Here is a 24015-nt window from a genome sequence, read left to right as displayed (position 1 = left end):
CCGGGGTAGGGAACCCGATGGGGGCAGGTGGTATGTCCACCTGCCCCCGTGGTTCACCAGGCCCTCCCCGGACCGGGAGCCTGTTCTTGGGCGGGCCTCGGCCCCAGGGGGTCGGTCCGGGCGCCCACGGGGTCCCGGAGGATTCGCAGGTGGATCCGCTCGTTCCTCACGAACCCACCGAAGGCTCCACTGCGCCTTCCCGAACCCGGTCCCCGTTCTTCGGGCGCCCGAACAAGGACGGTACTGCGCTCGGCGTCCGTTGAGGGTGGCGGCCCGCATCCCGCGAAGCGCCCCGACGGGCGATGGCGGGCGGCGGGCGGGCCGAAGCGAAGCGGAGGCCCCAAGAGGACTAGGCCTTGAGCCAGCTCATCAGGGGACGCAGTTCGGCGCCCACCTTCTCGATCTGCTCGTTCTGCTCGGCCTCGCGGCGCTTGCCGAAGGTCGGCTGACCGGCGTCGAACTCGTCCATGAGCTCCTTGGCGTAGGAGCCGTCCTGGATCTCTCCGAGGATCTTGCGCATCTCCTCGCGGGTCTGCTCCGTGATCAGGCGCGGGCCGCGGGTGTAGCCGCCGTACTCGGCGTTCTCCGAGACCGACCAGTTCATCTTGGAGATGCCGCCCTCGTACATGAGGTCGACGATCAGCTTGAGCTCGTGCAGGCACTCGAAGTAGGCGATCTCGGGCTGGTAGCCCGCCTCGACCAGGGTGGCGAAGCCGGCCTTGACCAGCTCCTCGGTACCGCCGCAGAGCACGGCCTGCTCACCGAACAGGTCGGTCTCGGTCTCCTCGGTGAAGGTGGTCCTGATGACCCCGGCCTTGGTGCCGCCGATGCCCTTGGCCCAGGACAGCGCCAGGTCCCAGGCCTGCCCGCTGGCGTCCTTCTCGACCGCGACCAGGCAGGGCACGCCGCGCCCGGCCTCGAACTGGCGGCGGACCAGGTGGCCCGGGCCCTTGGGGGCGACCATGGCGACGTCCACGCCCTCGGGCGGGGTGATGAAGCCGTAGCGGATGCTGAAGCCGTGGCCGAAGAAGAGGGCGTTGCCCGCCTCCAGGTTCGGCGCGATCTCGGCCGCGTACAGGTCGCGGTGGATGTGGTCGGGGACCAGGATCATGATGACGTCGGCCTCGCGGGTGGCCTCGGCGGGGGTGAGGACGCGCAGGCCCTCCTCCTCGGCCTTCGCGCGGCTCTTGGACCCCTCGGCGAGGCCGATCCGCACGTCCACGCCCGAGTCGCGCAGCGACAGCGCGTGCGCGTGTCCCTGGCTGCCGTAGCCGATCACGGCGACCTTCTTGCCCTGGATGAGCGAGAGGTCCGCGGCGTCGTCGTAGTACATCTGTGCTGCCACTTGGGTTTACTCCTGTTTCTGAACATTTCGTGGAACGCGGTTCGGGGCCCGGCCGTGTCCGGGCCCCCGGCTCCTAGGCGCTGCGCTCGACCGCGCGGAAGGAGCGGTCGGCGATCGACCGGGGTCCGCGTCCCAGGGCGACCAGCCCTGACTTGACGAGTTCCCGGATGCCGAACGGCTCCAGGTTCCTGACCAGGGCATCGAGCTTCTCGGGGTCGCCGGTGGCCTCGATGACGACGACGTCCGGACTGACGTCCACGACGTTCGCGCGGAACAGTTCGGCCGTCTGAAGCACGTGGGTGCGGCTCGACGCGTCGGCCTTGACCTTGACGAGCAGCAGCTCGCGCCGGACCGACGCGGTGGTGTCCATCTCCACGATCTTGACGACGTTGACCAGCTTGTTGAGCTGTTTGGTCACCTGCTCCAAGGGGTGGAGGTCGCAGTTGACCACGATCGTCATCCGGGACAGTCCTGGGTGCTCGGTGGTACTGACACTGAGCGAGTCGATGTTGAAGCCGCGGCGGGAGAAGAGGGAGGAGGCACGGGCGAGGATACCCGGGGTGTCCTCCACCAGAACGGAAAGCGTGTGACTGCTCATGGTGGTTCGGCCTTCTCCTCTTAGTCCTCGTGTTCCCAGTTCGGCGCCATGTCGCGCGCGTACTGGATGTTGTCGTTGCTGACACCGGGGCCGACCATCGGCCAGACCATGGCGTCGTGGTTGACGGTGAAGTCCACGACGACGGGAGCGTCGTTGATCGCCATGGCCTTCTCGATGGTGGCGTCGATGTCCTCGACGCGCTCGCAGCGCAGGCCGACACAACCGTACGCCTCCGCGAGGCGGACGAAGTCGGGAATGCGGACCTTCTCGTCGCGCGGCGAGGTCTGCAGGTCGGTGTTGGAGTAGCGGCCCTCGTAGTACAGGGTCTGCCACTGGCGGACCATGCCCAGGTTGCCGTTGTTGACCACGGCGACCTTGATGGGGATGCCCTCGACGGCGCAGGTGGCCAGCTCCTGGTTGGTCATCTGGAAGCAGCCGTCGCCGTCGATCGACCACACGGTGCGGTCGGGGTCGCCCGCCTTGGCGCCGAGCGCCGCGGGGACGGAGAAGCCCATGGTGCCCAGGCCGCCGGAGTTGACGAAGGCCCCGGGCCGCTCGTAGTCGATGAACTGGGCGGCCCACATCTGGTGCTGGCCGACGCCCGCGACGTAGGTGGCCTCCGGTCCGACGACCTTGCCCAGGCGCTCGATGACGGCCTGCGGGGACAGGCTGCCGTCGTCGGGGGCCTCGTACCCCTTGGGGTAGGTGGTGCGCAGGCGGTTGAGCTGCTGCCACCAGCCCTCGTAGTCGCCCTGGCGCCCCTTCTCCTGGTCGGCGCGCACGGCCACGACCAGGTCGGCGAGGACCTCGCGGCAGTCGCCGACGATGGGCACGTCCGCGTGGCGGTTCTTGGAGATCTCGGCGGGGTCGATGTCGGCGTGGACGACCTTGGCGTCGGGGGCGAAGCTGTCCAGCCGGCCGGTGACGCGGTCGTCGAAGCGGGCGCCCAGGGCGACGACGAGGTCGGCCTTCTGCAGGGCGCCGACGGCGGCGACGTCGCCGTGCATACCGGGCATGCCCACGAACAGCGGGTGGCTGTCGGGGAAGACACCGCGTGCCATCAGGGTGGTGACCACGGGGACGCCGGTGAGCTCGGCCAGGACGCGCAGTTCGGCGGCGGCCCCGGCGCGCAGGACGCCGCCGCCGACGTAGAGCACGGGGCGCCGGGCCTCGGCGATCATGCGGGCTGCCTCGCGGACCTGCTTGCCGTGGGGCTTGGTGACCGGCCGGTAGCCGGGCAGGTCGAGGCGCTCGGGCCAGACGAAGTCGGCGGAGGCCTGCAGGGCGTCCTTGGCGATGTCGACCAGGACGGGTCCGGGGCGGCCGCTGGAGGCGATGTGGAAGGCCTCGGCGATGGTGCGCGGGATGTCGCGGACGTCCTTGACCAGGAAGTTGTGCTTGGTGATCGGCATGGTGATGCCGCAGATGTCGGCTTCCTGGAAGGCGTCGGTGCCGATCGCCGGGGAGGCGACCTGGCCGGTGATGGCGACCATCGGGACCGAGTCCATGTGGGCGTCGGCGAGGGGGGTGACCAGGTTGGTGGCCCCGGGGCCGCTGGTGGCCATGCACACGCCGGGACGGCCCGTGGCGTAGGCGTAGCCCTCGGCGGCGTGACCGGCCCCCTGCTCGTGGCGCATGAGGATGTGGCGCACCCTGGCCGAGTCGTAGAGCGGGTCGTAGGCCGGGAGGATGGCGCCGCCGGGAATCCCGAAGACAGTGTCTACGCCGACCTGCTCCAGCGACCTGATCAGCGATTGGGCGCCGGTCATCTGCTCGGTCATCTCAAGATCCTTCAGCGAGGGTCCAGAGCTGTACGAGGGCTCTGGCTGGGTGGGTCTGATTCTGGTCCGGCAATAAAAAAACCCCCACCGCCCGGTGGCGGTTGAGGGGTGGCGCGCAGCAGAAGTAGCTCAGTGGGCTGCGCGCCGACCAAGTACGAGAATCAGGGAGTTGCTCTGCACGCTCATAACATTGGCCGACCGGAGGGCGGTCCGTCAACAAGAACGCCATATTGTCTCAGGGTACGAGACGCGCATGTCAGGATGCGGCTGCACGGACAGGCACGGCCAACCGCGTGAGCTGGGATAACGCGAAAAAGAGCCGCCACGGTGTGTAACACACGACACAGGGCGCCAGAACGGGGTCCACGGTGTGGGACGCCGGCAGGGGCGCCCCGCCCGGTACCCGCGCCTCGTCAGCCGAAGAGGTCCTCGGCCCGGTCGACCCTCACCGCACGGCGGACCCACAGGTCCAGCTCGTCGAGGTCGGTGGACCCGGTGATCCGGTCACGCGTCCGGTCGGAGACCGCGATCCCCCTGGAGTCCAGCACTCCCAGAATCGCCTCGGCCCGGCCCTTGGCCTCGCCCTCTCGGAAGGGGCGGCCGATCAGCTCGGTCCTGAACTCGTAGTCACTCAAGGTCATGATCTCCTCCAGGGAGCTTAGTGCGGTCGCGGACAGAGCCGCGAGCACATAGTCAGAGTACAGCGACGACGCGGACGTATCGAGGCTCTTCAGGGCCACGAACAGGGCCTCCAGGGCAGCCTTGTCGTCCGTCGGGTTCGAGGCCAGAGCGAGCACGGTCAGCACCGGATGCGCGGCCGCCACGCTCTGGTCGGTGACCGGTTCGAGCGTGTCCAGGGCGAGGACCAGGGGACGGATCTCACCGCAGCCCAGGTCGATGGGCGCGGAGTAGCGCCGGGCGAGGGCCGTGGTCGGGGTCAGTACCAGGAGCGCGATCGGGCACTTGATCCGGTGACGGATGTTGGCCACGTAGCAGGGCCAGCTGTAGGGCTTGCGCGGATCCCACTTGTTCTGGGGCTCGGTGATGATCCCGAGCACCGGCACCGGCTCGTCCTGCTTCTCGTGCGGGAGCGGTGGCCGCTCACAGACCACGAACGAGTCGGTGATCAGTTGCGAGGGCGCGGACCGTGTCGCCTCGGACGCGTCACAGCGCACCCGTGTGTGCTCGGGCAACGGCTTCCCGGTGACCTCCTGGAGAAGCTCCGCGGCGAACCTGGGGTCGTTGCGGATGAGGTCGACCGGAAGCTCGTGTTCTTGTGAGGGCATGCCGGAAAATTAGCGGGCGTGTCGACGTCTCCGCAGGTAGAGGACGTAACGTCCGAATATGTCGCTTCCGGACGGATGTGCCTACAGGCTGGCGCCGGCCTCGCCGCCCACGAGCGACTCCACACCGCTCGCGGCCATCGGGCGGGCCACCAGGAAGCCCTGGCCGTGGTCGCAGCCCATGGCGCGCAGCTGCTCCAACTGCTCCGGGCGCTCGATGCCCTCGGCCACCACCTGCACGCCCAGGTCGCGCCCCAGCTGGATGATCGTGTGCGTGAGCAGCGTGACCGTGTCGTCGCGGCCCAGGTCCGCCACGAACGACGGGTCGATCTTGATCGCGTCCACGCTCAGCCTGCGCAGGTGCGCCAGCGACGCGTAGCCCATCCCGTAGTCGTCGATGGCCAGCCGCACGCCCAGGTCGCGCAACTCCCCCAGCCGCTGCACGGCCTCGCCGCCGCCGTCGAGCAGGACCTCCTCGTCGACCTCCAGTGTGAGCACCTCGGCGGACAGGCCCGTCTCGGCGAGGACGCCCTCCACCCTCTCCACGAAGTGCGGCGACAGCACCTGCTTCACCGACAGGTTCACCGACAGGCCGATGTCCCAGTCCGAGATCCGCCACACCGCGACCTTCTCGCACGCCTCGCGCAGGATCTGCTCGCCCAGCGGCACGATCAGCCCCGACTCCTCGGCCGCGCCGATGAACGTCTCCGGTCCCACCGTCTCGCCGTCGCGGTTCCAGCGCACCAGCGCCTCCACCGAGGTCACCTGGGAGCTGCCCAGGTCCACGATCGGCTGGTACTCCAGGAAGAAGTCGCCGTCGGCCAGCGCCTGGCGCAGCTGTATCTGCAGTTCCAGGCGCGAGATCACGGTGTCGTGCATGTGCGCGGCGTAGACCTCCACGTGGCCGGTCCCGCGCTCCTTGGCGCGGGTCATCGCCACGTCGGCGTTGCGCAGCAGCTCACCGCTGTCGGTGGACGGTTCGGCGAAGGCCACGCCGATGCTGGCCGTCAGCGGGATGTTCCGGTCGGCGACCTGGAACGGCTCGGAGGCGATCACGTGCCCCAGCCGCTCGGCCAGGTCCACCACCCGCTGTGCCTTGGGCACGTCCTCGATCAGGACCGCGAACTCGTCGCCGCCCCAGCGCGCCAGGGTCGCCTGGGACTCCACCGCGCCGCGCAGCCGGCGTGCCGCCTGGCCGAGCAGGTGGTCGCCGCGCACGTGTCCGGCGGAGTCGTTGACCGCCGTGAACCCGTCCAGGTCCAGGAAGATCACCGCGACGTCCCCGGTGGCCTCCTCGCTCATCGCCCGGTGCGCCAGCACGTCGCTGGCCCGCTCCTCCAGGTAGGCCCGGTTGGGCAGCCCGGTCACACCGTCGTGGAAGGTCAGGTGCTCCACCTCTTCCTGCAGCGCCACCTGCGCGCTGATGTCACGGGTGGTCACCAGCAGCCGGTCGGGCTCACCCGGCTGCTCGTACAGCGAGATCGTCGACTCGGTGTGCCTCCAGGTCCCGTCCGCCGCCCGGACCCGCAGCCGCATGTGCACCCCCTGGGTGCCGCGTTCGGCGAACAGGTCGTCGATCGCCTTCGTGCGTCCCAGGTCCTCGGGGTGGATGAGCGCGGTGACGGGCGCGGCGAGCACGTCGTCGAGCCGGTAGCCGAAGGCCTCGGCCGTGCCCGGGCTGACGTGGTTCACCCCGCCGTCCCGGTCCAGGACGAGGATGACGTCGCCGCTGTTGCGCGCCAGCTCGTGGAAGTGGCCCTCGCGGTTGCGCACCATCCGGGACAGGGTGGCGTTCTCCTCCAGCATCCCCGCCATGCGCACCAGCAGCACCACGACGGCGGTGCCCGCGGCCAGCGGCAGCACCGGCGCCACCCCGGGCAGGCGGATCCCGGCCACGGTGAGCACCACGGCGGCGACGAACACCGCGCCGATCGCGGCGAACTCGGGCGCGAACCGGTACAGGCCCCGGCCGGTGATGCGGCGCGGACCCGTGCCCGGCCGGTGCCCCACCAGCCAGGGCAGGGCGCCCAGCAGGGCGAAGCCCAGGAACTTCACCGGGTGCTCGATGCCCCCGGCCACGGGCGGGCCGATCAGTCGGGTGACCGCGCCGATCATGTCCGAGGCGGCGATGACGACGAGCGCGCCGATCGCCACCAGCACCGCACGCCGCGTGCTGTGCGGCGACATGAACACCAGCGGCACGAGCAGGCACAGCACGACGATGTCGGCGACCGGGTAGACCAGGGCGAAGCCGAGGAACCCGGCTCCCTCACCCAGTTCCCGGTAGAGCGGGGAGAACAGCAGCAGCCACACCATGGCGAACACCGCGGCCGCGCACACGTAGCTGTCGGTGACGTGCCGCACAGCGGTCCGGACCCCGCCCGGCCAGGGGGCGAACTTGGTGAAGCCGACCACGAAGAGTGGCAGGGCGGCCAGGGAGAAGAGGTCACCGAGGGTGATCGAAAGGACCGACCCGGAGCTGAACAGGCGGATCAGAGCGTGAGCGAGGCCACCCGCGCACCAGGCGAGCGCGGCGAAGCCGAGGTGTCGCAGGGCGGCGGCGCCGTCCGCGCCGTCCGCGCGTGCGTCCCGGTCGGCGCCGGTGGCGGCCCAGTGGCGCGAGGCGTAGAGCAGGGCCAGCCCGGCGGCTCCGGCCGCGGCGGACGTCGGCCACTCGCCGAGTTGCGCGGTCACGCTGGCATCCCCCGCGGGAATGAACGTTCCCGCGACGTAGAGCAGGAACAACACGCCCAGGACGACGGCCCACAGGCGGCGTGTCCGGGTTCCCATCACCGACCTCCCAGTGGGCGCGCCGCGGCTGACACTGCGGTTGGCCGCCATCACGCTCTCTCCTCAGACATGGAGCACCCACCTCGCGTCGTTCGAGTCCGGGCGCGGCACAGCACCCGGCGCCGCGTCTCGCCCAGGATCTCGCGGGATTGGGACGAGCTGGTGGCGGGAACGGTCCGCGGGACCGTACACGCCCCCGTGCATCGCAACCCTACGCAACCAAGGTCACACAGCGATTGAGGACCGGATGAGAGATGACGACGGAATCCTCACTCAGCGTGATGGTTTCGCGCCGCCCGTTCGCCGGCGCGCCTGACGCGCCGTGACCCGGGCGAACCCCCTCGCGGATCGGCCGGGCCGCGAGGAACACACCGCGGACACGGGCCCCTCCACCGGCGGGAGGGGCCGCCGGGAACGGCCCGCGGCGAGCGGTGTCCACCGCGGGACGTCCCCGGAGAGGGGGAGGTGCCCCGGAGCCGGGATACGAGCGCCCCGGGGCAGGCGGGTCAGTTCGCGCCGAGCTTCTCCAGGATGAGCTCGCGGGCGCGGCCCGCGTCGGCCTGGCCCCGGGTCGCCTTCATGACGGCGCCCACCAGGGCACCGGCCGCGGCGACCTTGCCGCCGCGCACCTTGTCGGCGGCGTCGGGGTTGCTCGCGATGGCCTCGTCCACGGCCGTGCCGAGCGCGCCGTCGTCGCTGACCACCTTCAGGCCGCGGGCCTCGACCACGGCGTCGGGCTCGCCCTCACCGGCCAGCACGCCCTCCACCACCTGGCGGGCCAGCTTGTTGGTGAGGGTGCCCTCGGCGACCAGGGCGATGACCCGGGCGACCTGGGCGGGGGTGATGGGCAGGGCGCCCAGCTCCACCTCCTGCTCGGTGGCGCGGCGGGACAGCTCGTTCAGCCACAGCTTGCGGGCCTCGGCCGACGGGGCGCCCTCGGCCACGGTCGCCTCCACCAGTTCGATGGCGTCGGCGTTGACCAGGTCGCGCAGTTCGGTGTCGGTGAGGCTCCACTCGGCGCGGACCCGGGCGCGCTTGGCGGCGGGCAGCTCGGGCAGGGTGGCGCGCAGCTCCTCCACCCACGCGTCGGAGGGGGCGACGGGGACCAGGTCGGGGTCCGGGAAGTACCGGTAGTCCTGCGCCTCCTCCTTGGAGCGGCCGGGGATGCTGCGGCCGGTGTTCTCCTGGAAGTGGCGGGTCTCCTGCACGACCCTCTGCCCGGCGTCGAGCACACCGGCCTGGCGCTCGATCTCCGAGTGCACGGCCCGCTCGACCGAGCGCAGCGAGTTGACGTTCTTGGTCTCGCTGCGGGTGCCCCACTCGGCGGCGCCGCGCTCGTTGATCGAGACGTTGACGTCGCAGCGCATGGAGCCCTCCTCCATGCGCACGTCGGAGATGCCCAGGGAGCGGACCAGGTCGCGCAGCTCGGCGGCGTAGGCGCGGGCCACCAGGGGCGCCAGCTCGCCGGTGCCGGCGATGGGCTTGGTGACGATCTCCAGCAGCGGGATGCCCGCGCGGTTGTAGTCGACGATGGAGTGGTCGGCACCGTGGATGCGGCCGGTGGCCCCGCCCACGTGCGAGGTCTTGCCGGTGTCCTCCTCCATGTGGACGCGCTCGATCTCCACACGGAACTCGCGCGGCCCGTCGGGGGTGTCGACGGTGACGTCGAGGTGGCCGTCGACGCAGATCGGCTCGTCGTACTGGGAGATCTGGTAGTTCTTCGGCATGTCCGGATAGAAGTAGTTCTTCCGGGCGAACCGGCCCCAGGGGGCGACCGAGCAGTTCAGTGCCAGGCCCAGGCGGATGGCGCCCTCGACCGCCTTCTCGTTGACGACCGGCAGCGAGCCGGGCATCGCCAGGCAGACCGGGCACACCTGCGTGTTGGGATCGGCCCCGAACTCCGTGGGGCAGGAGCAGAACATCTTGGAGGCGGTGCCCAGCTCGATGTGGGTCTCCAGGCCGAGCACGGGCTCGTACTTGGCCAGCGCCTGCTCGTAGGCCACCGGCACAGGAGCGCTGTTGGTGGCAGGGCTAGGAGTTACCGCGTGGGCCATCGCCGCAAACCCGTTTCCGTAGAGGACATACCTTCCAGCTCAGCCTACCGAGCGCGCGGGGGTGGAGTGCCCGGTGCCAGGACACGGAAGGGTCACCGGACATCACGGCCAGTACACGATTGGGCTGCTGTCGAGGGAACATCCGGGGTCTGCGACCTCCGGACCGTTAGCCTGGGTGCTCCGACAGAAGACGATCTCGCCGGTCGGCCCCCATGGTGGCCGCCGCCCTCGCACAGGAGCGCAAGAGCATGTCCGGCATTCTGCGTCGGTGCGCCGCGCTGCTTTCCTCCGCCGCCCTGGTCGGCGTTCTGGTCGGCGTCCCCGCGGCGAGCGCCGACGACTTCTCACGTGTGGACCGCGACCCGGTCGCGGGCGCGGTCCTCGTCCTCGCCGACGGCCGGGAGGCCGACACCGCGCTGTTCAGCCTGCGCGTGGCCGCCCAGGACTCGGTGCGGGCCTACACGGCCACCTCCGACGACGAGGTGGTCCCGCACGCCGCCTACGTGGAGTCCACGTGGTCCGACAGCCCTCAGTGGACCGAGGCCCCCCGTGAGACGGACCCCGCCGACCGGGCGGACTGGATCGTCTCCCACTCCTACCCGATGGTCGATCTGCCCGCCCTCGCGGAGAGGTCGGGCCTGCCCCAGCTGGACGAGGGCCAGGCCATCGCGGGCACCCAGGCCGCCCTGTGGCACGTGCTGGACCGGGTGGAGCCGGACCGGGAGGCCAACGACGCCCCGGTCCTCGCCCTGTACGACCACCTGGTCGAGGGCAGCACGACGGCGGCCGACACAGCCGCCTCCCAGTCCCTGAACGTGGTCCCGGCGCACGCGGAGGCGGTCGCCCCCGAGGAGCCCCTGGGACCGCTGACCGTGCACACCTCCGGCTCGGATCCGGTGAAGGTGTCGGTGCGCGGTGCCCCGGCGTCGTGGCTGGTCGACGGGGACGGTGACCAGGTGGCCCAGGTCCATGACGGCGACGAGGTCTACCTGGAGGTGGACCCGTCGGTTCCGGCCGGGGTGGCGACCCTGCACCTGCGCAGCCGCGACGTGCCGCTGCCGCAGGGACGGCTGTTCACCGGACGGGACGGCGTGCGCACCCGGCCGCTGGTGACCGCGGAGGCGGGTACGGCGACGAGCTCGGCCAGCGCGACCTTCACCTGGCATCCGGAGCAGACCGGGGAGCCGGGGCCGGAGGGGACCCCGGAGCCCGTGCCGGAGGAGGAGCCTCCCGTGCGCGGCGAGGCCGGGCAGGAGGAGGCCGCTCCGGAGGATGAGGAGCGGCAGGAGCCCTCGGCGGAGGAGGACCGAAACCCGGAGGGTGGGTTGGCCCACACCGGCACCTGGTTGTCGGGGCTGTTGGTCATCGCCGGCGCCCTGATGGTGTCCGGCCTGATCATCCTGGTTCTGGGCCGTAAACGGCGCACCTGAGCGCGGGCGGGACGCCTGAATCCGCTTTTGGTTGCGTGACCTATGGCCATAATTTGGCCCGCCTGCGCAGAATTTTTTTCCTGGCCGTATCGGGGCATATTTTCCGCGAACCGGGTTGGAAGTAGTCAGGGGGATCGCTAGTATCAGGCTGGCGTTGGCACACCACGGCACTGCGGCCGGTTCCCGCATCACAGAGCCCACTTCGGAAGATCGCGCCACCCCACATGGCGTCACGCCCCGACCCCGACGTGGTGACTTCCCGGAACTGACGAACGCGAAGGCGGCACAGGTTTTCCAGTTGCCACCGTGCCGTGGCCAGCGCTTCCGCCCTTCGGCCTCAGGGCCTCGTGGACGGATGCTTCTATCCGGTTACCCCTAGAACACACCGGGACACGATTTGAGTATTTCCTCCCTCCCCCGCACCGTCGGGCGCACCGGCCTCGCCGCCTCCGCCGCCGCGTTCCTGGCCTTCGGCCTGGCCGCCGCCCCCGCGGCCGCGGAGCCGGAGACCCATGACGGCTCCGCCCGCGCCCAGTACGTCGGCAACGCCAAGAGCGGTGTCAACGTCAAGATGGACGGCCAGAGCGTCGGAACGACCCTCTTCAACCTGAAGCTCGAAGACGGCACCCTTCTGACGACGTACTGCATCGACCTCGAAACCGGTATCCGCAGCAGCGCCTGGTACCGCGAGGACGACTGGTCCACCTACCCGGGCGCGGGCGACTTCGCCGCACCCGCCAAGGTGCGCTGGATCCTCCAGAACAGCTACCCGGAGCTCAGCGCCGCGGAGCTGGCCGAGGCCGCCGGGGTGGACAACCGCCACTTCGGTGACAAGCAGGCCCTCGCCGCGACCCAGGCCGCGATCTGGCACTTCAGCAACGGCGCCGAGCTGACCGGCACCGACCCCGACGGTGTCAGGGACGTCTACGACTACCTCGTCGGGGCGGCCAAGGACGTGGAGCAGCCCGCTCCCTCCCTGAGCATCACTCCGGGCGAGGCCTCCGGCAAGGCCGGGGAGACCGTCGGCGAGTTCCTCATCGAGACCAACGGCAGTGGTATCCCGGTGAACCTGGAGGCCCCCGACGGCGTCACGCTGGTCGACATCGAGACCGGCGAGCCCGTCGACAGCGTCGACGACGGCGACAAGGTCGGCTTCTCCGTCCCGGCCGACGCCGAGGCGGGCCAGGCCAGGTTCTCCCTGGAGGCCAGCGCCACCGTCGAGAACGGCCGCCTGTTCAGGGGCGAGTCGGACAAGGCCGCGACCCAGACGCTGATCACCGCCGAGGACGGCGAGGCCACCGTCTCCGCGTCCGCCGGCGCCTCCTGGACCGAGGGCGAGGTCACTCCGCCGGAGTCCCCGGAGCCGAGCGACGAGCCGAGCGAGCCCGAGTCCCCCGCGCCCAGCGAGCCGGAGTCCCCGGAGCCGACCGCTCCGGAGGAGCCCAGCGAGAAGCCGTCCGCTCCCGCCGACGACCAGAACGAGCCCACCCTGCCGGTCACCGGTGGAGCGCTCGCCGGCCTGGTCGCCGCCGGTGTGGCCGCCCTGGGTGCCGGTGGCGGAGCCATCTACCTCAGCCGCAAGCGCAAGGCCGCGAGCGCCGAGGACCTGGAGGGCTAGACCCCTTCCGGCCGCCTCACAGCGGTGGTGCCTGAGGGCCCGCCCCGTGGAAGACCACGGGACGGGCCCTTCGCCGTTCCCGGGAGGCGGCGGCGGTGCCGGTGTCCTTCGCTACAGCGAACTGAGGGCGATGACCGTGACCAGTGCGTTGTTGCAGCAGTGGAGCACGACCGACGGGACGATGGACTCGTACCGGCGGTGCAGCCAGCCCAGCCAGAGGCCCAGGACCAGCGTGTAGGGCATCAGCAGGGGAGTCACGTGGACGAGGGAGAACACCGTCGCCGAGAGCACGGCCGCCGCCCACGGGGCCACGTGGCGGGACAGGGCGCCGTGCAGCATACCGCGGAAGAGGATCTCCTCGAAGAGGGGGAAGAGCAGCGCCATACCGACGGCGACGGCGACGCCCGCGGGGAGTGGCAGATCCGACACGAGGCCGGAGGGCGTGGAGGACGCGGAGCCGCCGGCGTCCTCCGCACCCAGCAGGGAGGCCGCGCCGAGTGCGATCCCCGTGGAGAGCGCCGCGGACAGGACGGCCAGCGGAATCCACAGGACTAGGCCGACGGGGACGCGGTTCGGCTTCGCGAGGCCCACGTCCTCCAGGGCCAGGCGGGGCCCGCGGCGCACGAGGAGGGCGTGGCCCGCGGCGCAGGCCACCAGCGGGGTGAGCAGTACGAGGGGGCCGATCGCCAGGGCGACCCGTGCGGCGGGCGTCCAGCCGGAAGCGGTGAGCGTGACCGCCAGCAGCCCCAGACCGGTCAACAGCGCCCCGGAGCCGATGGTGACCGCTCCGAGGAGGGCCGTGTCCCGCAGGCGTACCCGGGTTCCCAGCAGCGGGACGACGCGACGCCTGGAGCGTGTACCGTCTGCGGGAGCGGCTTGGTCGCGGCCGCCGGCGTCTGTGGCACTCACGCGTGTCGTCACTTCTCTTTTCCGGCAAAAGCATCAACAGAGCATTTATCTATACAAAGCTCTCATAATGCCCGCCTGAGCGGTCCGCCCCTCGGGCCGCCGGGGAATCCGGCTCCCTCCGCCCCGGGCGCCGCCCCGGAACGCAGAACGGTGCCCGCCGCCCCTCTCGGGACGACGGGCACCGTGGTACCGCCGCGGACCTGCCGCTCCTACCGGCCGACCGCGTAGGGGCTGCGGGCCAGCAGGGCGCCGTCGCGCTCGTCCAGCGCCCGCTCGACCGCGGCCGCGACCCGGTAGGTGCGGTCGTCGGCCAGGGGCGGGGCCATGACCTGGAAGCCGACGGGCAGGCCGTCCTCCGGGGCCAGGCCGCACGGCACCGACAGCGACGCGTTCCCGGCCAGGTTGGACGGGATCGTGCACAGGTCGGCCAGGTACATGGCCATGGGGTCCTCGGAGCGCTCCCCGATGGGGAAGGCCGTGGTCGGCGTGGTCGGCGAGACCAGCACGTCCACGTTCTCGAACGCGGCGTCGAAGTCGCGCTTGATCAGCGTGCGCACCTGCTGGGCGCTGCCGTAGTAGGCGTCGTAGTAGCCGCTCGACAGGGCGTAGGTGCCCAGCATGATGCGGCGCTTGACCTCGGGGCCGAAGCCCTGGGCACGGGTCAGCGACATGACCTCCTCGGCGCTGCGCGTGCCGTCGTCTCCCACCCGCAGGCCGTAGCGCATGGCGTCGAACCGGGCCAGGTTGGACGAGCACTCGCTGGGCGCGATGAGGTAGTACGCCGACAGGGCGGCGTCGAAGCTCGGGCAGGACAGCTCGACGACCTTCGCGCCGAGGGACTCCAGCAGCTCCAGGGTCTCGTGGAAGCGCTGGCGCACACCCGGCTGGAAGCCGTCGTTGTCCAGTTCCTTGACCACGCCCACGCGCAGGCCGTTGACGTCGCCCAGGCGGGCGGCGTCCACGACCGGCGGGACCGGGGCGTCGACGGAGGTGGAGTCGTGCGGGTCGTGCCCGGAGAAGGCCTCGTGCAGCAGGGCGGCGTCGAGCACGTTGCGCGCGAACGGGCCGGGCGTGTCCAGGGAGGAGGCGAAGGCGATCAGCCCGAAGCGGGAGGAGCCGCCGTAGGTGGGCTTGGCGCCGACCAGGCCGCACACGGCGGCGGGCTGGCGGATGGATCCGCCGGTGTCGGTGCCGGTGGCCAGGGGCGCCTCGAACGCGGCCACGGCCGCGGAGGAGCCGCCGGAGGAGCCGCCCGGGACGCGGTCGGTGTCCCACGGGTTGCGGGTGACCTGGTAGGCGGAGTTCTCCGTGGAGGAGCCCATCGCGAACTCGTCCATGTTGGTCTTGCCCAGGAGGACCAGCCCGGCCTCGCGCAGGCGCGCGGTGACGGTGGCGTCGTAGGGCGGCTGCCAGCCCTCCAGGATCTTGGAGGCCGCCGTGGTGGGCATGTCCTTGGTGGTGAACACGTCCTTGTGGGCGACCGGGACACCGGCGAGCGGGCCCAGCTCCTCACCGGCGGCGCGGCGGGCGTCCACCGCGCGGGCCTGGTCCAGGGCGGTCTCGCGGCGCACGTGCAGGAAGGCGTTGATCTCGCCGTCCACGGCCTCGATCCGGTCCAGGTAGGCGGTGGTGGCCTCCTCGGAGGAGACCCTGCCCTCCTTGATGGCCTCGCCGAGCTGTGCGGCGGTCATGCTGACGACGTCGCTCACCTCTACTCCTCCTCCCCGAGGATCCGCGGGACCCGGAAGCGCTGGTCCTCCACCGCGGGGGCTCCGGCCAGGGCCTGGTCGGGGGTGAGGCCGGGCCTGGCCTCGTCGGGGCGGTAGACGTTGGTCAGCGGCAGGGCGTGCGAGCTGGGCGGGATGTCGCCCTGGGCGACCTCCTGCACCTTGGCCACGGCGGTGAGGATGTCACCGAGCTGGGCGGCGAGCGTGTCGAGCTCGCTCTCGTCGAGCGCCAGCCGCGACAACCGGGCGAGGTGTGCGACCTCATCGCGGGTGATGGCGGTCATGAATGCGAACCGTTTCTTCGGCGGAAGGACTATCGGCGTCAATCCTATGGCGCCGGGGCCGGTCCCGGTGCCGGTCGGGGACGAGGCGGGTCAGACGCGGGTGTCGGCCGCGGTGCCGCCGTCGCGGGCGGCGACCCAGCCGGCGACCTCCCGCGCGGCCAGCGGCGGCGCGAAGTAGCAGCCCTGGGCGGCGTGGCAGCCGGTGTCGCGGGCGGCGCGGACGAGCTCGGCGCTCTGGACGCCCTCGGCGGTGGCGCGCATGCCCAGTGCCTTGACCAGGGCGATGGCGGCGCGCACGACGGTGTGGCCGCTGTCGGACCGGTCGACCAGCCGCGCGGTGAAGGACTCGTGGATCTTGACCTCGTCCAGGGGCAGCCCGGCGAGCTGGGCGAGGGTGAAGTGGCCGGTGCCGAAGTCGTCCAGGGACAGGCCGACGCCGAGGTCGCGGAGCCGGTGGACGGCCTCGGTGGCGGCTTCGGGGTCGGTGATCAGGGCGTGCTCGCCGACCTCCAGGACGAGCCGTCGGGGTTCCACGCCGTGTTCGCGCAGAGCGGCGGCGACGGTGCCGGGCAGCTCGGGGTCGAGGAGTTCGCGCATGCCGAGGTTGACGGCGACGGGCAGGGTCATGCCCTCCTCGTGCCACAGGGCCGCGTGGGCCAGGGCCAGGTCCAGGACCTGGGCGGTGAAGGCGCGCAGCAGGTTGGACTGCTCCACGACCGGCATGAACTCGTCGGGGGTGAGCAGGCCGCGACTGGGGTGGTGCCAGCGGGCGAGGGCCTCCAGGCCGATGGGGCGCTCGTCGTCCAGGCTGACCTTGGGCTGGTAGCGCATCTCCAGGGCGCCCTCGGACAGGCCCCGGCGCAGTTCGCTGTACAGGCTCAGCCGGGCGGTGGAGTTGCGGTCCTTGCCGGGGTCGTAGGACTCCACGCCCGTGCGGGCGGCCTTGGCGACGTACATGGCCACGTCGGCGCGCTGCATGAGGAGGGCGAGGTCGGACGCGTCGTGGGGGAAGAGCGCGATGCCGATGCTGGCCTGCAGGTCGAACTCCATGCCGTCCATGCGGACGGGCTCGGTGAGGGCTCCCCTGAGACGGGAGGCGACCTCGTGGGCGGCGGCGGTGTCGCGGATCTCGGGCAGCAGGACGGCGAACTCGTCGCCGCCGAGCCGGGCCACGAGATCGCCGGGGCGGACGCTGTGGGTGAGCCTGCGGGCGACGGTCTGCAGGAGGCGGTCGCCGATGGGGTGGCCCAGGGTGTCGTTGATCTCCTTGAACCGGTCCAGGTCGAGCAGGAGCAGGCCGACCGAGCCGCCGCGCTGCTGGGCGCCGACGAGTTCCTGTTGGGCGCGGACCGTGAGGAGTTTGCGGTTGGCCAGCGCGGTGAGCTCGTCGTGGTTGGCCTGGTGGTCGCGCTTGACCGAAAGCAGGGCGCTCGTGTACAGCGCGCCCAGGGGAAGGACGAACAGCGGGACGTAGAGCACCGAGTGGTTCATGGCCACGACCACGAGCGGGGCGAGGCTGAGCAGGATTCCGTTGATGTAGGCCTGCTGGCCCAGCCCTCTGGACATGGTGTGCCTGAGGGAGACGCGCTCGTGCATGGCCACGGCGCACAGGACCAGCACGCGGTTGGTCACGAAGTAGGCGGCTCCGGCCAGGGCGACGGTGACGAGCTCCCCCGCGGCGGGGAACCGGGCGCCCTGGACGAGCACGGGCCCCAGGAGGCGCAGGACGGCGTCGGCGACGCCGAGGGAGAGGGTGTACTGGGCGGCGTTGAACACGGCGCGGTGGGACGCGTGGCCGCGCGCGACCCCGGCGACGAGGGTGGCCGTGACCTGGATGAGGGCGGCCACGGGCAGCCCGTACTGGATGACGAGGGCGAAGGAGAAGGGCAGGGAGGTGGGCACCCCGTTGCCGGGCGGCTGCCCGGGGATGGAGACGGGCCGCAGCTCGCCGAGGACGATCACGCACAGCAGGACCCAGAGGAGCGGCTGGATGGCGAGTGTGCGCAGTTCGTCCGGGGACAGCCCGAGGGCGGAGAGGGCGAGCAGTCCCGCCCCGGCGACCGTGGTGCCCAGCATGTACAGCCACAGCGGCGTTCCGGCCCTGGGGCCGATGTCCCTCGTGCTGATGGGATCCTTCATGCCTGGTCCTCGTGAGGGGGCCGTGGAGCGGGGGCGCTGCAGCACCGCCGCTCCTGATGGTTCGGAGTGTCCGGAACTCGGCCACCCCTCCTGACCGAATCCTGGTTCTAGATGCGCCCGTATCTAGGTCTACTACGTCCACCTTACGTGGCTTCGTCACCAAGTGTCGCGCACCAGGGACTATCAGTTAACCAGGATGAAGACTGTGTGGGATGAGAAAGCGCCGAAAAGGTACCCAGACCCGACACGTCCGCAGGTCCGGCACGGTCGAGGTGCCACCCTCGCGAAGGGATATCGGTCACCTCCGTCGACCACGGATGTCCGCACCGGTCAGCGCAGCGCGGCGGCCGAAAAGCCCGTCCGGTTCACGCACGTTCCATGGGAGGGCTCCCGCCGGGCCGCGGACGCCTCCCCCGGTCCGGCGGGAGCCGGCTCCCCGGGACCCGGGCGCCGCCGGTACCGCTCCCACCGCCCCCAGCGATCTCCGGGGTTGCACCGGTTCCGGTCACGTCGTTTCCGGTCCCACCGGGTCCGGAACCGGTCTCCCCGGCCCCGGACCCGGTGGCCGTCCTCGGACCGCGGCCTCTCAGGCTCCGCTCTCCCCGCCTCCGGCGCCCCCGGTGCCGCCTCCGGCCTCGTCGGTACCGGCTCCCTCCGCCTCGGCCCCGGCCTCCTCCGGCTCGGGGTTGATCCGCATGGCGGCGGCCGCGTCCGGACCGGCCTCCAGCAGCACTCGGAAGCCCTCCTCCTCCAGGACCGGAACCCCCAGCTTGACCGCCTTGTCGTACTTGGAGCCGGGGCTGTCACCGACCACCACGAAACCGGTCTTCTTCGACACCGACGCCGTGGCCCGGCCTCCGCGCTCGGCGATCGCCTCCTTGGCGCCGTCGCGGCTGAAGCCCTCCAGGGATCCGGTCACCACGACGGTGACCCCCTCCAGGTGGCGCGGCCGGGAGCCGTCGTCCTCGTCCTCCATGCGCACCCCGGCCGCGGCCCACTTGCGCACGATCTCGGCGTGCCAGTCCACGGCGAACCACTCACGGATCGACGCGGCGATGGTCGGGCCGACACCGTCCACCGCGGCCAGCTCCTCCTCGTCGGCCTCGCGGATGGCGTCCATGGAGCGGAAGTGGCGGGCCAGGTCCTCGGCCGCGCGCGGGCCCACGTGCCGGATGGACAGTGCCACGAGCACCCTCCACAGCGGCTTGGACTTGGCCTCCTCCAACTGCTCGAAGAGCTTCTCGACCGTCTTCTTGGGCTCGCCCTTCTTGTTGGCGAAGAAGGACACCACCTTGGGCTCGCCGGTATTGGGGTCGGTCTTGGGCTCGGTGGTGTCGGGGTCGAGCACGTGGGTGCGGATGGGCAGCAGCTTGTCGACGGTGAGGTCGAACAGGTCGCCCTCGTCGCGCAGCGGCGGCTCGGCGGGCTCCAGCGGCTGGGTGAGTGCGGTGGCGGCCACGTAGCCCAGAGCCTCGATGTCCAGGGCCTTGCGGCTGGCCACGAAGAACACGCGCTCGCGCAGCTGGCCGGGGCAGGAACGGGCGTTGGGGCAGCGCAGGTCGACGTCGCCCTCCTTCTGCCGGCCGAGCCTGGTACCGCACTCGGGGCAGAACTCGGGCATGGTGAAGGGGCGCTCGGTACCGTCGCGGCGGTCGGTCACCGGGGCGACGATCTCGGGGATGACGTCGCCCGCCTTGCGCAGCACGACGGTGTCGCCGATGAGCACGCCCTTGCGCTCGACCTCGCTGGCGTTGTGCAGGGTGGCGAACTCGACCTCGGACCCGGCCACGACCACCGGCTCCATGACGCCGTAGGGGGTGACGCGGCCGGTGCGGCCCACGCCCACCTTGATGTCGAGCAGGCGGGTGGTGACCTCCTCGGGCGGGTACTTGTAGGCGATCGCCCAGCGCGGAACGCGGCTGGTGGAGCCCAGGCGCCGCTGGAGGGAGAAGTCGTCGACCTTGATGACGATGCCGTCGATCTCGTAGGCGGGCTCGTGGCGGTGGGCCGCGTAGTGGGAGACGTACTCGCGGACCCCGTCCATGGTGGGGACGACCCGGTAGAGGTCGCTGGTCGGCAGCCCCCACTCCCCCAGCAGGCGGTAGGCCTGCGACTGGCTGGTGAAGGCCACGTCCTCGCCGCCGTCCCCGCCACTCCCCGAACCGCCGGCGGGGACGTAGGCGCCGACCCCGTGCACGATCATCGACAGCGGCCGGGTGGCGGTGACGCGGGGGTCCTTCTGCCGCAGCGAGCCGGCGGCGGCGTTGCGCGGGTTGGCGAAGGGCGGGTGCCCCGAGGCGGTGATGCGCTCGTTGAGCCTGCCGAAGTCCTCCACCGGGAGGAAGACCTCGCCGCGCACCTCCAGCAGCTCGGGCGCGGGGCGCACGCTCTCGTCCAGCCGCTCGGGGATGACGTCGATGGTGCGCACGTTGAGCGTGATGTCCTCGCCGACACGGCCGTCGCCGCGGGTGGCCGCGCGCACGAGGCGGCCCCTCTCGTACACCAGGTCCACGGCCAGGCCGTCGATCTTGAGCTCGCACAGGTAGCCGTTGACGGGCACCTCTGCGCTGGCGCGGTCGGCCCAGGCGTTGAGCTCGTCGACGTCGAAGGCGTTGCCCAGGCTCTCCATCCGCACCAGGTGCTCGACCGCGGCGAAGTCGACGCTGATGGGCGCGCCGACCTTCTGGGTGGGCGAGTCCTGGGTGACCAGCGCGGGGTAGGACTCCTCGATACCGCGCAGCTCGCCCATGAGGGCGTCGTACTCCGCGTCGGAGATCACCGGCCGGCCCAGGTAGTACCGGTAGCTGTGGTCGTCCAGTTCCTGGCACAGCTCCGTGTGCCGTGCGCGTACCTCGTCGGGGATGTCTGTGGTGGTGTCGGGAGCGCTCACTCGCTACCTTTCTGCTCTCGTGCTCGCCTGCTGCGGTCGCGGACTCCCGGCGCCTACCTGCGGGGCTCGTCCCGCAGGACCCGGGCACCGTCGCGGGAGGCGGTCAGCGCCGCCCTCGCGTGCCCGGGCGAGGCGCCCGCGAGACCGCACGTGGGCGTGGTGACCACCGCGCGGGAGAGCAGGTCAGGGGAGAATCCCAGCCGGTTCCACAACTCGCGAACAGGGTCGACGGTAGCGGCGGGGTCGGACATTCGGGCGGTCTGCGCGGGGGTCCCGTCGTCGGTGGAGGGGACCACGCCGAGCAGGAGTCCGACCCCCGCCTCCACGGCGGTGCCGACCATCTCGTCGTGGTCGCGGGTCAGGAGCAGGGCGTTGAGGCTGAGCGCCCGCGCGCCGCTGCGCCGCAGGAGGTCGACGGGGACGCCGGGGGCGCAGCAGTGCGCGGCGGGGACGGCCCCGCTCTCGGCGATCGCGGAGAAGAGGACGCGCAGTGAGGCCTCGATCCGGACCGGGTCGACCGCGGGCAGGCGGCTCAGGCCGCTGGCGGTGGGCAGGGAGCCGAGCAGGACCGAGGGCAGGGAGGGCTCGTCGACCTGGACGATGATCCGTGCTCCGGGGACCCTCTTGCGGACCTCGGCCAGGTGGGCGAGGACGCCCTCCAGGTGGGACTCGGCCAGGTCGCGGCAGGCGCCGGGGTCGGCGACCAGGCGCTGGCCGCCCCGCAGCTCGATCGACGCCGCCAGGGTCCACGGCCCGGCGACCTGCACCTTGAGGGTGCCGGTGAAGCCGTGGGCGTGCTCGGTGAGGGCGTCGAGGTCGTAGGACATGAGGCTGGCGGCGCGGCCGAGGTCGCGTCCGGGGCTGTCGGCGACCCGCCATCCGCTGGGCTGGACCTCGATGGGGAACTCCGGCAGGAGGCCGCCGGTGCGGCCGACCATGTCGGCGCCGACACCGCGCTCGGGCAGTTCGGGCAGGTGCGGAAGGTCGGGGAGCTCGCCGAGGACGGTGCGCATGGCCTCGCCGGGGTCCTCGCCGGGCCAGGACCCGACTCCGGTGGCGGAGGCGCCGGGCCAGGGATAGGGGTTCTGTTGGTTCACATCGCCCAAGGTTAGGGCAACGGAGGGCGGGTGGCGCGTCCGACGAACCGCGCCCACCTGGATGATCCCGCCTTTGGTGAGGCTCTCGACCACCGGCGGTGCCACTGGGAGCAAGATCAGCGGGAGGAAGGCGCACCCGTCACACCGGTGACGTTTACGGTCGGCCCGTCAGCAGTGGTTCGTGGGTGCGCGGCGCCGGCGCGGTCCGGCGGCGCCGCCGGACGTGTCGGCGGCGCCCTCCTCCCCCTCGGGCACGGAACCGCCGTCCGCGGGGGAACCGTCGCCCACGGGGCCGGCGGCGCCGGAGCGGCGGGAGCGCAGGACCAGCAGGACCACGGCCGCCAGGGCGAGCGTGCCCGTGCCGAGCGCCATCCACGGCGAGTGCAGGAACATGGACCACCAGGTGCCCGCCAGCCCGCCGATGACCACGCCCCACATGCCCGCCCAGACCAGCGAGCCGACGAACATCGCGGCGAGGTAGCGCGGGAAGCGCATGCGCATGGCGCCCGCGGCCAGGTTGACGGCGGTCTGCACGCCGACGGTGCAAAAGCTCAGGGTGACCACGGGGGCGCCGTAGCGGTCGATGCGCTGCCGGGCGGCGTCCAGCCGCGCGCCGAGTCTCGCGCCCATGCGGCTGCGGTACACCCCGGCACCCAGTCCGCGGCCGATCCAGTACGTGGCCTGGGCACGGCACAGGACCACGCCGAGAAGCGTGAAGTAGACGAGCCAGAACGGCTGGCCGTCGAGAAATCCGAACTCCGGCATGGGCAGGCTCCCTTACCTCGCCCCGCAACTATGCTATGCCTTACCTAACTTCGGCAAGGGGGCGCGGGTTCCGGGCCCGGGTGGCGATCCCCACCCGGCGGCCGCCCGGCCTCGCTCGGGACCGGGCCGGGCAGCCCCCGGCACCGGTCCCGGGCGGGACCGGACGCCCTCAGGCGGGGGCCCTCACCCTGGACGTGCTGGAGATCGTGGCCGACCCCAGCACCGTGTCCCCCTCGTAGACGACCACGGCCTGGCCCGCGGCCACACCCGTGGCGGGCTCCGCCAGCCGGACCGTCAGCTCGGGCCCGTCCCCGCCCCCGCTCTGCCACACGGTGGCCGGGTAGACCTCACCGTGGGCGCGCAGCTGCACGTGGCACTCGGTGGGCTCGGTCAGGGGCTCGGACCCGCTCCAGACCGGGCGCACCCCGGTGATGGAGTCCACCCGCAGCGAGGCGCGCGGCCCCACCGTGACGGTGTTCTCGACCGGCTCGATGGACAGCACGTACCGGGGGTGGGGCGCCCCGCCCAGTCCCAGGCCCTTGCGCTGGCCCACGGTGAAGGTGTGCGCGCCGTTGTGCTCGCCCACCACGTTGCCGTCCTCGTCGCGGATCGGGCCGGGCCTCTCGCCGATGCGCCGGTTGAGGAAGCCCGCCGTGTCGCCGTCGGCGATGAAGCAGATGTCGTGGCTGTCGGGCTTGTCGGCCACCGACAGGCCGCGCCGGTCCGCCTCCGCGCGCACCTCGTCCTTGGTGCAGTCGCCCAGCGGGAAGACCGCGTGCTCCAGCTGTTCGGCGGTGAGCACGCCCAGCACGTAGGACTGGTCCTTGGCCTGGTCCACGCTGCGCACCAGGCGGCCGTCGACCTTGCGGACGTGGTGCCCGGTGGCCACGGCGTCGAAGCCCAGGGCCACGGCCCGGTCCAGGACCGCCTCGAACTTGATCTTCTCGTTGCAGCGCAGGCACGGGTTGGGCGTGTTGCCCGCCTCGTACTCGGCGACGAAGTCCTGCACGACCTCGCGGTCGAACTCCTCCGACATGTCCCACACGTAGAAGGGGATGCCGATGACGTCGGCGGCCCGCCGGGCGTCGTGGGAGTCCTCCACGGTGCAGCAGCCGCGCGCACCCGTGCGGTAGGACTGTGGGTTCTTGGACAGTGCCAGGTGAACGCCGGTGACGTCGTGGCCCGCCTCGGCCACCCGGGCCGCGGCGACCGCGGAATCGACCCCGCCGGACATGGCGGCCAGTACACGCAAAGTCATAGTGCGTCCAGCGTATGCGCCCTCCGGGGGTCGCCGCCACGCCGATA

Annotated in this window: 16 protein-coding genes; 2 read left to right on the top strand and 14 right to left on the bottom strand. The window is 71.7% G+C overall.

The genetic code is table 11. The features are described 5' to 3' along the window. Window positions 1-349: 349 nt before the first annotated feature. The 6 genes from ilvC to gatB form a co-directional block, all read right to left on the bottom strand. On the bottom strand, window positions 350-1345 hold the full coding sequence (gene ilvC / locus NOSIN_RS00795) for a ketol-acid reductoisomerase (RefSeq protein WP_171986540.1): 996 nt from the start codon (window positions 1343-1345) through the stop codon (window positions 350-352). A 73-nt stretch (window positions 1346-1418) separates the two neighbouring features. Continuing rightward, window positions 1419-1943: an acetolactate synthase small subunit gene (ilvN, locus tag NOSIN_RS00790; RefSeq protein WP_077688894.1), complete on the bottom strand. Its 525-nt coding sequence runs from the start codon at window positions 1941-1943 to the stop codon at window positions 1419-1421. Window positions 1944-1963: 20 nt separating this feature from the next. Continuing rightward, a complete protein-coding gene (locus NOSIN_RS00785; protein ID WP_077688893.1) occupies window positions 1964-3724 on the bottom strand; it encodes an acetolactate synthase large subunit in 1761 nt (586 codons plus the stop codon). A gap of 413 nt (window positions 3725-4137) precedes the next feature. Continuing rightward, entirely contained in the window at window positions 4138-5010 is an 873-nt protein-coding gene (locus tag NOSIN_RS00780) for a hypothetical protein (RefSeq protein ID WP_170293684.1), read from the bottom strand. Between the two features lie 81 nt (window positions 5011-5091). Next, complete coding sequence (locus NOSIN_RS00775; RefSeq protein ID WP_077688892.1) at window positions 5092-7797, bottom strand: putative bifunctional diguanylate cyclase/phosphodiesterase; 2706 nt, start codon at window positions 7795-7797, stop codon at window positions 5092-5094. 506 nt (window positions 7798-8303) lie between these two features. Further along, window positions 8304-9800, bottom strand: coding sequence for an Asp-tRNA(Asn)/Glu-tRNA(Gln) amidotransferase subunit GatB (gatB, locus tag NOSIN_RS00770; RefSeq protein ID WP_077693325.1), 1497 nt, complete (start codon window positions 9798-9800; stop codon window positions 8304-8306). A 299-nt stretch (window positions 9801-10099) separates the two neighbouring features. Here gatB and NOSIN_RS00765 point away from each other — a divergent pair, with 299 nt between their 5' ends. Then, window positions 10100-11281 (top strand): thioester domain-containing protein, encoded by a 1182-nt coding sequence (locus tag NOSIN_RS00765; RefSeq protein ID WP_077693324.1) that lies wholly within the window; start codon window positions 10100-10102, stop codon window positions 11279-11281. Window positions 11282-11678: 397 nt separating this feature from the next. Then, window positions 11679-12899, top strand: coding sequence for a Cys-Gln thioester bond-forming surface protein (locus tag NOSIN_RS00760; protein ID WP_077688891.1), 1221 nt, complete (start codon window positions 11679-11681; stop codon window positions 12897-12899). A gap of 111 nt (window positions 12900-13010) precedes the next feature. Here NOSIN_RS00760 and NOSIN_RS00755 read toward each other — a convergent pair whose 3' ends face one another. The 8 genes from NOSIN_RS00755 to mnmA all read right to left on the bottom strand — a co-directional run bounded on the left by NOSIN_RS00755 (window position 13011) and on the right by mnmA (window position 23968). Next, window positions 13011-13808 (bottom strand): CPBP family intramembrane glutamic endopeptidase, encoded by a 798-nt coding sequence (locus NOSIN_RS00755; RefSeq protein ID WP_236743274.1) that lies wholly within the window; start codon window positions 13806-13808, stop codon window positions 13011-13013. Window positions 13809-14017: 209 nt separating this feature from the next. Beyond that, complete coding sequence (gene gatA, locus NOSIN_RS00750) at window positions 14018-15517, bottom strand: Asp-tRNA(Asn)/Glu-tRNA(Gln) amidotransferase subunit GatA (protein WP_077688890.1); 1500 nt, start codon at window positions 15515-15517, stop codon at window positions 14018-14020. A gap of 2 nt (window positions 15518-15519) precedes the next feature. Next, complete coding sequence (gene gatC, locus NOSIN_RS00745; RefSeq protein ID WP_077688889.1) at window positions 15520-15819, bottom strand: Asp-tRNA(Asn)/Glu-tRNA(Gln) amidotransferase subunit GatC; 300 nt, start codon at window positions 15817-15819, stop codon at window positions 15520-15522. Between the two features lie 90 nt (window positions 15820-15909). Then, window positions 15910-17958 (bottom strand): putative bifunctional diguanylate cyclase/phosphodiesterase, encoded by a 2049-nt coding sequence (locus NOSIN_RS00740; RefSeq protein ID WP_077688888.1) that lies wholly within the window; start codon window positions 17956-17958, stop codon window positions 15910-15912. 586 nt (window positions 17959-18544) lie between these two features. After that, window positions 18545-20848 carry an NAD-dependent DNA ligase LigA gene (gene ligA, locus NOSIN_RS00735; protein ID WP_077688887.1) on the bottom strand — a complete coding sequence of 768 codons (2304 nt, stop codon included), beginning with the start codon at window positions 20846-20848 and terminating at the stop codon, window positions 18545-18547. Between the two features lie 53 nt (window positions 20849-20901). Then, on the bottom strand, window positions 20902-21945 hold the full coding sequence (locus NOSIN_RS00730; RefSeq protein WP_077688886.1) for a methionine synthase: 1044 nt from the start codon (window positions 21943-21945) through the stop codon (window positions 20902-20904). Between the two features lie 168 nt (window positions 21946-22113). Next, complete coding sequence (locus NOSIN_RS00725) at window positions 22114-22710, bottom strand: DedA family protein (RefSeq protein ID WP_077688885.1); 597 nt, start codon at window positions 22708-22710, stop codon at window positions 22114-22116. A 169-nt stretch (window positions 22711-22879) separates the two neighbouring features. Continuing rightward, window positions 22880-23968: a tRNA 2-thiouridine(34) synthase MnmA gene (mnmA, locus tag NOSIN_RS00720; protein ID WP_171986539.1), complete on the bottom strand. Its 1089-nt coding sequence runs from the start codon at window positions 23966-23968 to the stop codon at window positions 22880-22882. Between the last annotated feature and the right edge of the window lie 47 nt (window positions 23969-24015).

Origin of the sequence: Nocardiopsis sinuspersici (assembly GCF_001998325.1) — a bacterium.
GTDB classification, from domain to species: Bacteria; Actinomycetota; Actinomycetes; order Streptosporangiales; family Streptosporangiaceae; genus Nocardiopsis; species Nocardiopsis sinuspersici.
Note: the sequence above shows the minus strand (reverse complement) of the source record. Positions and strands in the feature narration are given on the sequence as shown.